Origin of the sequence: Bradyrhizobium sp. USDA 4532 (assembly GCF_024171315.1) — a bacterium.
GTDB classification, from domain to species: domain Bacteria; phylum Pseudomonadota; class Alphaproteobacteria; order Rhizobiales; family Xanthobacteraceae; genus Bradyrhizobium; species Bradyrhizobium australafricanum.
On record NZ_JALJZN010000001.1, the window covers coordinates 4,119,930 to 4,131,642 of the forward strand.

The window sequence follows — 11,713 nt, forward strand, 5'->3', positions numbered from 1 at the left end:
CTGTAAACAGGCCTTAGCATTACAGTTGCAATTGATTGAGGGTTCTGAATCCATGGGTGACCATGATTCGGGATCTGATGATTGGTGGTGCGTCGGTTGAAGATACGCTGACGCTGTGGGCTTCCTCGTTGCGAGATGCCAAGCAACGCATCCGTCCGCTGTTTACGCAGGAGCGGGTCGCGGCCTCGGCGTGGCAGTTTCTCGACGGACTGTTGGGTAACGAGCCGCGCAAGACGGGTTGGATGCGGGCGGAGGCGGCTGGCGATCCAGGCCCGTGGCGCCAGCAGGCGATTCTGGGCCGAGGGCATTGGGATGCCGACGCGCTGCGCGACATTGTGCGTGAGTACGCACTGGAGACGCTTGGCGATGAGGACGCGGTCCTGGTCATCGATGAGACTGGCTTTTTGAAACAGGGCAAGGCCTCGTGCGGGGTCGCACGTCAGTACACTGGCTCGGCGGGCAAGATCACCAATTGCCAGATCGGAGTGTTCGCCTCCTATGTGTCACGGCATGGCCATGCCTTCATCGACCGGGCGCTCTACCTGCCAAAAGAATGGACGGACGACTCCGCTCGCCTGAAGGCAGCGCATGTACCGAGCGATGTGAGCTTTGCGACGAAACCCAAGATCGCGCGTCAGATGATCACTCGCGCGACCGCGGCCAACGTGCCGTTCTCGTTCGTGGCGGCGGACAGCGTGTATGGCACTGGAGAGATCGAAACCCTGCTGCGCAAGGCGGGCAAAGGCTATGTCCTGGGTGTTGCGTCCAATCATGTGTTCCGCTCCTGGGGCAAGCAGCAGCCTGTCGCCGGCACCGCCGCCGCGATCGCGCAGAGCCTTCCCAAAAAGGCCTGGCGCCGCCTGTCGTCCGGCGGAGGGACCAAAGGTCCGCGCTGGCACGACTGGGCCTATCTCGAGTTGGCCGATCTCGAAGCCAGTGAATACAACGACGACCTTGCCGGGGAATGGACGCGGGGTCTTCTGATCCGCCGCAACATCGCCGACGGCAGCTTGGCCTTTTTCTCCACATGGTGCCCCAAGGGCACCTCCATGCAGAAGCTGGTGTCGGTGGAAGGCCATCGCTGGGCCATCGAGGACAGCTTTGAAACCGCCAAGAACGAGCTCGGCCTTGATCACAACGAAACCCGCTCCTGGCATGGCTGGCATCGCCATGTCTCACTCGTCATGCTTGCCTTCGCCATGATGGCCGTCATCCGTCATCGGGCCAACACCGGGCCATCGCTCAAAAAAACGCGACAGCGGCCGCGACCGACGCATCGTTCTTGATCCGCTGGTCGATCCAAGAAATCCGGCGCATCGCCATGAAGCTCGCCCAGCGGCGCATCCCGCACGCCCGCATCCTCGCATGGTCGTCCTGGCGCAGGGCTCATCAGGCCAATGCGCGCAAAGCCCATCTCAAGAAAAAACTACAACTGTAATGTTAGTAGGGTCGGCTCTTCTCTACTGTCATGCACCTTTTTCGTTTGATCGAGCCCACCCCTGCGATGCAGGCTAGCGAGCGCGCATATCATGAATCACCAGAAAAATGGGATCGCGCGCGTCGCGTGGTCAGTCTGGTCAAAGTCTCGGCAACATTCTCTGTACATCTGACCATGTCCGGGCAAACGGCAGCGCCCCCCTCTTGAAGCGGGCTTGATCGAATGGAATTTAAGTCCGGACCGACCCGAGCTACTACCCGACGCATTCAGAAATGGCTTGCAGATGGTCCGCGAAGGCGGACCACCGGTCGAGTCGCCCGGGGGAGTTTCACCCCCAGGCGCTCACAGATCCGGACGTGAACGTCTCCGCTCATCCGGCTCTTACCGTCCAGCCGCCGTCTTGTGCAGCATCGGCCAATGGGCCAACAGCGTGGGGGGGGCAAGCAATGTCCCGTACCCAGTGCTCTGCCCGTCTTCGATGTCGCCGCAGACGTTTGTATTTCGACATCGCCCATCGCGCGAGACATCGGTCGAGATGGCGTAGTGTCGGGTAAAGCGCCGATTTGTAGTACCGACCGTAGTAGTTCATCCAGCCTCGAATGATCGGGTTGAACATCCTCGCCAGGTCGTCGATCCTCTTATCCACCCGGCAGCGTAGTTGCCAGGCACGGATTTCCTGTCGGATTGCCTTCGTCGCGGCATTGCTGACACCGGGGCTGAAGTTGACGAAGTGCTTTCCCCAACGGTTCTTCGACCGACGGGCGCGGAACGTGTAGCCCAAAAAGTCGAATTTCTGTTCAGGATAATCACCTCGCCGGTCGTCATCCTTACAATAGACTATCTTCGTCTTGTCCGGATGAAGCTCCAGTCCGCATTCGGCAAAGCGCTTCGCAAGCGCTTCCTTCAGTTCTTGTGCCTGCCGCTCACTGTCGCAATGGCAGAGAATATCATCGGCATAACGCTCGAACTGGATGCTCGGATGATTTCTTCGCATCCACATGTCGAACGTATAGTGGAGAAAGAGATTCGCCATCAGCGGTGATACCACCGAGCCCTGCGGCGTGCCCTTCTCTCGGGGTTCAAGGGTGCCGTCTTCCAGTTGAACGGGAGCTTTAAGCCACCGTTCAATGTACAACAACACCCAAGCGCAGTCCGTGTGCTTCCGAATCGCCTTGAGCAAAAGCTCATGCGATATCGAGTCAAAATAAGCCCGAATGTCGAGATCGAGCACGAAGGGATGCCGCCAGCATCGCTGGCGAGCAACCCCAACGGCATCGAGCGCCGATTTTCCGGGTCGATATCCGAACGAATCTGGATGAAAGTGCTTCTCCAAATCCGGCTCCAGATATCCTTTGACGACCGCCTGAGCAACGCGATCCGACACCGTAGGAATTCCTAGCGGCCTCTTCCCGCCGTCGCGCTTGTCGATCTGCACACGCTTGACCGGCGGTGGAAAGTAGCTACCCGAAGACATTCGATTCCAGAGCTTGTACAGATTGCTCTGCAAGTCTGCCTCGAACACCTCGATCGACTGCTCGTCCACACCGGCTGCGCCCCGATTTGCTTTAACCCGTTTGTACGCCTCCCAAACCCAGCGCTTGGGGATGTCATACGGCTTTGCTTGACCCAAAAGAGTCCTCCCGTTTCCGGTTGTTCTTCCAATCAAGCGGGACAGTGCCGTGCCTTCGCTCCGCCACCATTACAGTGCCTTCGTCACTACTACACACGGCTCCGTCCCTGCATCGCGCATTGGTACTCAGACTCTTGTGGGGCTTCCACTTGAACCATTCCCTTGGCATCGCGATACAGGTTCCCACGTTCCGCACAGAAGCCTGAACCGAGGTCACGCCACCTCGCCTGCCGGACGCCGCCTGAGCCGTAAACAGGTATCGCTCAGACTGATCCCAAGATAACGACTACCCCTTGGTTTTGACGTCTTCCCTACGCTTTCGACAGTTCATCGGTGGTTCGCTTGCGCTCGTCTCCTCGATCCTTACCTGACAGAGTCTTGCTCTGCCTTTTCCGGTCTCGCTCACCACCTCGACCATTGGGCCGAAGCAGCAGCCGGTGGTTTGAACCCTGATCCTGCAACCCGAGTTCGAGGGGCCGACCCCCATCTTCTGTGCAGCAAGGCTGCTCAAAGGTGCTCTACATCACACCTCCTTCGCACCGTCGTGGCGCACCGTCATCTGGGTATCGAACCAGATGGCGTTGCGCCTTTGAGCCGTATGCGCGCTATCTGTTCGAACTATCCAGCACATAGCCGCAGGTACAAGTTCGCAAGCAGTGGCGTTCCGCCAACGCGGGGCGCAGGATACCTTTTCGCACTTCCCAGCCTTCAACCATTTCCTTCGGATGACTTCGTCGGGGACTCGCTAATCGAGGACATTGAAGCAGGTGCATTCGCTCGGTGATGTTGAACTTTTGGGGCTATGGCTGCCAGCGACCCAGAGCAGCGCTTGCTCCATGAACCCGTTGCACAGAGCGTGCAAGGTGAGCAAAGCGAAGCGCGAGAAGCGAATTCAGCCACCATAAACGTGGTGGCACAGCACAAGATCGCCTTCCCACCTACGAGGCCACGGGCCTTTGAAGCGCAATTGCGCTTCGGGGCGTCTCCATATTCCGGCCTGAACACGCGGGAATAACGGCACGAGCCCCCCCTATCTATTCCTCTGCTCGAACGCGTTGCGCATTGCCATATAGCTCTGATGCTGCTGCGTCCAGTTGCGGCCGCCCGTGAGAGCGCCATCGACCACGAGATCGTGCCCGTTGATGAAAGAGGATTCGTCACTCGCCAGGAACGCCGCGGCATGCGCGATGTCGTCGGGAAGTCCGGCGCGAGGGATCGGCTGCGCGCTCTTGTAGACCTCCTGCATCAAGGGTGGCGTGTTTTCTGCCACCTCCACCGACAGACCCATGGCCTTCGCGAAAATGCCGGTTGCGATCGCGCCCGGCGAAATCGAGTTTACGCGCACGCCCGTTTCACCCAACTCCATGGCCACGCATTTGGTGAGATGGATCACGGCAGCCTTAGCCGCGCTATACACCATCGAGGAGGAGAAGCCGGCGAGCCGCCCGGCGATGCTGCCATTATTGATGATGCTGCCAAAACGCTGCTTCTTCATGATGGGCGCGGCGTGCTTCATGCCCAGCATCACGCTTCGCACCAAGGTCGCCATGGCAAGATCAAAGCGTTTGACCTCCAGTCCTTCGACACCTCCGGTCTGTGCCGGCCCGCCTGCATTGTTGAACATGCAATCCAGGCGGCCGAATTTCTCGACCGCCAGCACGATCAGAGCCTCGACCTGGGCTTCCACCGTAACGTCGGTCTGGCGGAAGATGCAGTCCGTGCCCAGCTTCTTTGCCAGCGCCTCGCCTTCAGCCATTCGCCGACCAGCGATCACAACCCTGGCACCTTCGGCAACGAAGATTTCGGCTGTGCGCCATCCGATACCCACTGGTGGCGCCCGTGATGATCGCGACCTTGCCGCGGAGTCGACCCATGACGTTTCCTCTTCTTTGGAGTTGAATCGACCTGATGCAAGCTTCTGGCGCGCTAACTAAACCGCGCCCGCCTTCTGCGCATATTCCCATGAGGCCTTTGACAGTGGCACGGTGCGCTCGGCGGCTTCGGTCGCCCTAGCGCTGGCCGCTGTGCCGTCACGGACGCGGCCCGCGATCCCCTGCGTGATTCCGGCCAGGCGAAACAGATTGTAGGCGAAGTACCAATTCAGATCTGGCAGGGCCGTCTTCGTGATGTTGCAATAGATTTGGGCCGCCTCCTTGGCGCTCGGGATGTTCAGCGCCTTGAGGTCGGCGCCGTCGAGCCCCGGCATGATCCATTGCATCAGCAGATACGTGAAATCCGCCATCGGATCACCGAGTGTCGACAATTCCCAGTCGAGCACGGCTTGGACGCGCGGTTCCGTGGCATGAAAGACTATGTTATCGAGGCGGTAGTCGCCATGAACGATCGAGACGCGCTCTTGCTGCGGAACAGTCCTCGACAGCCATTCAGCAACCTTCTCAAATTCTGGAATGTGCTGCGTTTCGGAGGCGCGGTACTGCTTGGTCCAGCGATCGATCTGACGCACGAAATAATTGCCAGGCCTGCCGAAGTCGCCGAGCCCGATCGCCTCGGGATCGAACAGGTGGAACTTTGCCAGGGTCTCGATCTTGCTGGCAAATATCTTTCTTCGAACCTCCGGCGGTTGGCTGGGCAGCGTGGGATCCCAGAATACGCGTCCCTCCTCCATCGACATGATGTAGAAGGCCGCGCCGATAACGCCATCATCCTTGCAGAGTTCGTAGGCCTTCGAGACGGGAAAGCCCTGCTTGCTCAGTGCTTCGATCACACGATATTCGCGGTCGACCGCATGCGCCGATGGCAGCAGCTTACCGAAAGGCTTGCGGCGGAGGACGTAGGAGCGGGCGGGGGTATTGAGCCGATAGGTCGGATTGGACTGGCCACCCTTAAACTGAAGGACCGTCAACGGCCCCTCATAACCTTCGATTTTCTCGCGCATCCACGCATCAAGGCGCGCTTCATCGAACCGATGCCGCTCCTCTACAGGCTTGGTGCCCGACAATTGGTCGTCCTTCCCGACGCCCTCAGTCACGATGATGCTCCCTTGTTTGTTGCTGGTGACTGGCGCGCTGGAAGAGCTTGGGAACGCCGTTGTATCTCTGACTTAACATAGCGCCCAACACATGAGGCCTCAGAAGATCTCGAACAAGCCCGCCGCCCCCATGCCGCCGCCGACGCACATGGTGACCACACCGTATTTCGCGCCGCGGCGCTTGCCCTCGTACATCAGGTGCATGGTGCAGCGGGCGCCGGTCATGCCGTACGGATGGCCGATAGCGATGGAGCCGCCGGAGACGTTTAGCTTCTCGTTCGGGATCCTCAGCTTGTCACGGCAATACAGCACTTGGCTGGCGAAAGCCTCGTTCAGCTCCCAGATGTCGATGTCGTCAATCTTGAGGCCGTTGCGCTGCAGCAGTTTCGGGATAGCGAAGACCGGGCCGATGCCCATCTCCTCCGGTCCGCAACCAGCCACCGCAACGCCGCGATAGGCACCCAGCGCCTCCAGCCCGCGCTTCTCGGCTTCCTTGCGCTCCATCAGGAGCACGGCAGCGGAACCGTCCGACAGCTGACTGGCGTTACCAGCGGTGATGTACTTGCCCTGCTTCACGTAGCGGCCTCCCTTGAACACCGGCGTCAGCTTCTTGAGGTCCTCAAGCGTAGTCTGCGGGCGGTTGCCTTCGTCGGCAGAAAGGGTCACCTTCTTGTCGGCCGTCTCGCCGGTCTCCTTGTTGACCACCACCTTCATGACCGTGGTGACCGGTACGATCTCGTTAGCGAAGCGGCCTTCCGATTGTGCATGCGCCGTGCGCTGCTGGGACTGTAGCGCATATTCGTCCTGAGCCTCGCGACTGAGGCCGTAGCGTTCGGCAACGATCTCAGCGGTCTCGATCATCGAGGTCCAGAGCTCGGGTACGCGCTCGTTCAGCCAAGGGTCGGCCGCCATGAAGGAGTTTGACTTGTCGTTCTGCACCAAGCTGATTGACTCAATGCCGGCCCCGATGGCGATCGGAGCGCCATCGTTGACGATGTGCTTGGCCGCCGCGGCTACGGCCATCAGTCCGGAGCCGCACTGGCGGTCGATCGTCATGCCCGAAACAGTGTTCGGCAATCCCGCCCGCAGGGCAGCCTGGCGGGCGATGTTGTACCCCGTGGTCCCCTGCGGCATCGCCGCGCCCATTACCAAGTCATCGATCTCGCCCGGGTCGACGCCGGTCTGAGCGACCACTGCTCGAATGGACATCGCACCGAGCGTTGCGCCGTAAGTGTTGTTGAATGCGCCTCGGTACGCCTTGCCGATGGGCGTCCGCTTGGCCGCGACGATGACTGCTTCACGCATAGAAAGGTCCTTTCTGCTCTACCGTGAGGTGGAGGGGCGCGTCCGCCGGACGGCCTACGGTGTGAGGGGCGAGCAACTGAAATTTCACGCCGATTGCGTGGCGATGCGGCTACTTGAAGTCGCTGAACTTCTTGCCCTCGGCGACTATCTTCTCAAGCAAAGTCGCCGGCTTGAATTCGTCGCCTAGGGTCGCATGGAACTCTTTCAGCTTCGCCAGCACCTTGTCCAGCCCGATCTGGTCCGCCCAATGCATCGGGCCGCCGCGATAGATCGGCCATCCAAAGCCAAACAGCCAGACCACGTCGAGGTCGCTCGGCCGCACCGCGATCCCTTCTTCGAGGATTTTCGCGCCCTCATTGATGACCGGGTACATCAACCGCTCGAGGATCTCGTCGTCACTAATGACGCGCTTCTTGCGGCCCAGGCGCTCGATCGTCTCGTCGATCAGCTTCTCGACCTCGGGATCGGGCAGCGGCGCGCGCGAGCCCGCTTCATATCTGTAGTAACCCTTGCCGGTCTTCAGGCCGTAGCGGCCGGCTTCGCACAGCGCATCCTCGATCTCCGACTTGACGCCTCGGTCCTTTCGTGAACGCCAGCCGATATCGAGGCCTGCCATATCGTACATCACAAACGTTCCCATTGGCATGCCAAATCTGGTCATCACCGCATCCACCTGCTGCGGCAGCGCGCCTTCAAACAACAACTTCTCGGCCTGCTTACCCGTTCGATCGTACATCCGATTACCGACGAAGCCATGGCAGACGCGGACGACCACCGGCACCTTCGCGATCTTGCGCGCAATGTTCACAGCGGTGACCAGCGCATCCGGCGCGGTCTTGTCCGCGCGCACGATCTCGCACAGCTTCATGATGTTGGCCGGCGAGAAGAAGTGCATGCCGAGCACGTCTTGCGGGCGCTTGGTCGACTTTGCGATCTCGTCGATGTTGAGATACGAGGTGTTGGAGGCGAGCACGGCGCCGGCTTTTGCGAATTGGTCGAGCTTGCCAAAAATCTCCCTCTTGACTGCCATGGTCTCGAACACGGCCTCGATCACGAGATCGGCATCCCTGACGCCCTCCAGCCCGACAACGCCGTTGATCAGCGCCATCCGCTTGGCGGGCGCATCTGCCGGGATGCCGCCGCGTACGGCGGTCGCTTCCCAGTTCTTCTGCATGACGCCAAGGCCGCGCTTGAGCTGCTCCTCGCCGGTCTCGATCAGAGTGACGGGAATGCCGGCATTCGCAAACGACATTGCGATGCCGCCTCCCATGGTGCCTGCGCCGACGATCGCGACGCGGTTGACAGGACGCGGCTCGGTACCCTCAGGCAAGCCGACGATCTTCTTAGCCTCGCGTTCGGCGAAGAAGGCATATTGCTGAGCCTTCGCCTGATCGCCGGCGGAAAGTCTATTAAAGTCCTCGATCTCCTTTTTCAGGCCTTCGTCGAATGGCAGGTCGATCGCCGCACCCACAGCGTCTGCGGCGACAAACGGCGCTTCCCGACCGCGCGCCCTCTTGGTTATCGCGGTGACAGCATTGGTAAAGATCGAGCGGTCCGCCTTGGCCTCCGCAAGTTTGGAGTCGTCATCTCGCAACCTGCGGAGCGGGCGCTTCTCAGTCAAGACCTTGCGGGCAAACATCTCGCCGCCAGAAGCCGCATCCGCGACGATCTCCTCGATCAAACCGCTCTTTAGCGCATCCGCCGCGCTGATCGGATCGCCACCGACGATCATCTTAACGGCAAGCTCCACCCCCACTGCGCGCGGCAGGCGCTGTGAGCCGCCAGCCCCCGGCATTAGGCCGAGCTTGACCTCGGGCAGACCAAGCTTGGAGTCCGGCGTCGCAACCCGATAATGGCAGGCCAACGCCACCTCGAGTCCACCGCCGAGGCCGTTACCGTGGATAGCAGCGACGATAGGCTTTGGAGAGTTCTCCAGCACCGCCATCATCTCGGCCCACCCCGGCGACTCCGGTGGCTTGCCAAATTCGGTGATATCCGCGCCCGCAATGAACGTACGGCCTGCGCACGTGAGAACGATCGCCCTCACCTCCGGATCGACTATCGCGGCATTCATACATTCCACGATACCGCGGCGCACTGCAGCGCTCAGCACATTCACGGGCGGATAGTTGATCGTAATAATGCCGATCACGTCATGACGTTCGAGTTTGACTACGTTACCCACGCAACACCCCTTGGGTTTGTATTTTGCATCCTGCGGATGAAGTCCTCGCCAGGCAAGCCGCCACAGGCGATCCTCGTTCCGCAAATAGCGTATCGATCATTCTCACGCGCGCCAAATTCTGGCCAGTGCAGCACTCAATCGTCAGACCGACGCGAGCGCTGATCGATTCCTGATCTGTAAGGTTAAATGCTCCCCACTGCGCATCACGACGCAAGTAAATCCGATTTACCAGGCTTCTTCGAAACACTTGCGAGCCTGTGCGCGTTGAGTTCCTGTGAAACTAAAACGGTACCGAGGCATAATGTCGGCAAGATTCGCATCGAGGTCGGCGAAATTCTGCAAGGCATGGTCGCTTTTCTCAGTTTCCACTAGGAAGCGAGGATCGGCGCAAGATCGTCTTGGTTGTCCGCGATCAGCTCGAACCATTTGCGAAGGATGCTGTAGCGCTCCTTCGCCGTTAGCTCGACCAAGGCCGGAAGGCGCGCTCGGCGGCTTCCGCCGCCTCCTGGGCCTCCGCTGTGCTCATGAACCAGCAGAGCACTTTGTTTACTGCCGCTGAGTGCACCATTTCGCTCGAGCTGTTCTGCTCCATCGGATCGAATCGATCAAGAGGCGGGCTCTCGAAGTTCGCGCCCGCCGTTGCTCTTCGACAAACTCGCGGCTCCCAATCACCGATGCTGGCCCAGCGCATTCTGTCTACATAGCGCAGCTGCACTTAACACGAGGATGGTCCCTCAGCCGCATGGGTCGCGAGCGTCCGCTGTGTTCAGCCAAGACATTGAGGCCATCGCGACCTGAAACCAACACAACGTTGAGGCCATCACGGCCTGCAATCCAAGAGACACAATGCCTTCCATGTCATTTGTTGTGAGGTACGGAAATCGAATGCCCCTGAAATGGCTGCGTCGATAGCAATCGTATTCGCAGTAATGTTTTCGCGTTATCACGTCTCGCAGGTAGCCTGGCCCGAGCGACCGAGAACATCCGGTGCAGGTGCCGTCGCCGCGCGGGGACCTGTAATTCACGAGGACGAATTGCATCGCACTGACTCGTTGCTGTATGTCCGAAGTCGCTGAGCTGTCAACGAACTAGGTGCAGGTTGAATCAGGGACATAGTCGGCACCGACACGTCTACTCGCTTGGTTTATTTGCGCACCCCAGAACGGCGCTTCCATCGGCGACGCTTGTGCATGGATTTTTCTGTTTTCAAAGTCTGCCTGTTACCGAACGTGGCGTATTCACACGCTCACAACTGGCGAACCATTTATGATCGGCCTCACGGCGAGCCGCGAAACGGGCTACGCATTTCTGCGAGCAAAGAGCCATCTGCCGGGAGTAGTGGCGGATCAGTCCGAACTTTCCACCGCATATGGCGCAGCACTCTACTGCACCGAGGTGGGTGTGGGAGCTATTGCGCATTCTCGCCTCCTGTTGATACCTGGGCATGGTCTCGCGCACATCTTGGAACGCAGCTCACGTCACGTGGACGCGTTGATATGTCAAAAGCTCACTGCAAGAACGGACAACGGCGCAACAAAACGACTTTTACGTGCGCCTTGCTGAACGAAGCGGCATGCTATGCCGCAGCTTCGCTAGCCAGATCTCGATCGTTAGCTGTACCGATATTTGAGTCCTGCATAATGCAATGATTCGTACTTTGCCGCCAAAATTCTGCACCAAGTCAGATAGATCATCGAAACTCGACGAAGTGAGCGGGTCGGCTGCGCATGACTCTGTGCGCTTCCGATAGTCCAGGAGCGGAGCTCTGCGGGAATGCGCGTATGACGGCCTCAGATAGGCGGCGTATCGGGCGGGCGTCGAAGCCTGCCAGAACATCTCAACGAGAGTGATACGTCATGAACGAGACTAGCAATATTGTCCCCGCGTCGTCAGCCCGAGGAGATCAATGATCCACTGACCAATATCCTGCGCGCTGGTGCGCTGGAGCTTTTTACACAGGCTGTCGACACGGAAGTCGAGACATTTCTTGCCAGTGGTGGAGTTGAAGCTTGCCAACGGGCGCGCCGATTCGTGCAGCAAGGGTATGGTTCGGCGCGAACGATCCGGACCCGCATAAGTTCGGTCGAGGTCGCGCGGGTCGAAGATTTGCGACGACAGGGCGGCCAGCGATGGCGAGCGCATCGGTACAGCTCGGCGATTCTGCCG

General features: G+C 59.5%; 7 protein-coding genes and 1 pseudogene. 2 read left to right on the forward strand and 6 right to left on the reverse strand.

Going from position 1 to position 11,713, the window contains the following annotated elements; all coding sequences use genetic code 11:
• Positions 1-62: 62 nt before the first annotated feature.
• Positions 63-1,286, forward strand: coding sequence for an IS701 family transposase (locus J2R76_RS19020; RefSeq protein WP_253624039.1), 1,224 nt, complete (start codon positions 63-65; stop codon positions 1,284-1,286).
• Complete coding sequence (locus tag J2R76_RS19025) at positions 1,283-1,438, forward strand: hypothetical protein (protein ID WP_253624038.1); 156 nt, start codon at positions 1,283-1,285, stop codon at positions 1,436-1,438. Before J2R76_RS19020 ends, J2R76_RS19025 begins: the two co-directional genes overlap by 4 nt.
• Before the next feature lie 370 nt (positions 1,439-1,808).
• Here J2R76_RS19025 and ltrA read toward each other — a convergent pair whose 3' ends face one another.
• The 6 genes and pseudogenes from ltrA to J2R76_RS19055 all read right to left on the reverse strand — a co-directional run bounded on the left by ltrA (position 1,809) and on the right by J2R76_RS19055 (position 11,689).
• Positions 1,809-3,068 carry a group II intron reverse transcriptase/maturase gene (gene ltrA, locus J2R76_RS19030; protein ID WP_253624564.1) on the reverse strand — a complete coding sequence of 420 codons (1,260 nt, stop codon included), beginning with the start codon at positions 3,066-3,068 and terminating at the stop codon, positions 1,809-1,811.
• Between the two features lie 1,030 nt (positions 3,069-4,098).
• Positions 4,099-4,942 (reverse strand): annotated as a pseudogene (locus tag J2R76_RS19035) (SDR family NAD(P)-dependent oxidoreductase).
• A 56-nt stretch (positions 4,943-4,998) separates the two neighbouring features.
• Positions 4,999-6,057 carry a phosphotransferase gene (locus tag J2R76_RS19040; RefSeq protein ID WP_253624565.1) on the reverse strand — a complete coding sequence of 353 codons (1,059 nt, stop codon included), beginning with the start codon at positions 6,055-6,057 and terminating at the stop codon, positions 4,999-5,001.
• A 99-nt stretch (positions 6,058-6,156) separates the two neighbouring features.
• Positions 6,157-7,362, reverse strand: coding sequence for an acetyl-CoA C-acyltransferase (locus J2R76_RS19045; RefSeq protein ID WP_253624566.1), 1,206 nt, complete (start codon positions 7,360-7,362; stop codon positions 6,157-6,159).
• 109 nt (positions 7,363-7,471) lie between these two features.
• Positions 7,472-9,547 (reverse strand): 3-hydroxyacyl-CoA dehydrogenase NAD-binding domain-containing protein, encoded by a 2,076-nt coding sequence (locus J2R76_RS19050; protein ID WP_253626041.1) that lies wholly within the window; start codon positions 9,545-9,547, stop codon positions 7,472-7,474.
• 1,866 nt (positions 9,548-11,413) lie between these two features.
• Positions 11,414-11,689, reverse strand: coding sequence for a hypothetical protein (locus J2R76_RS19055; RefSeq protein ID WP_253624567.1), 276 nt, complete (start codon positions 11,687-11,689; stop codon positions 11,414-11,416).
• Between the last annotated feature and the right edge of the window lie 24 nt (positions 11,690-11,713).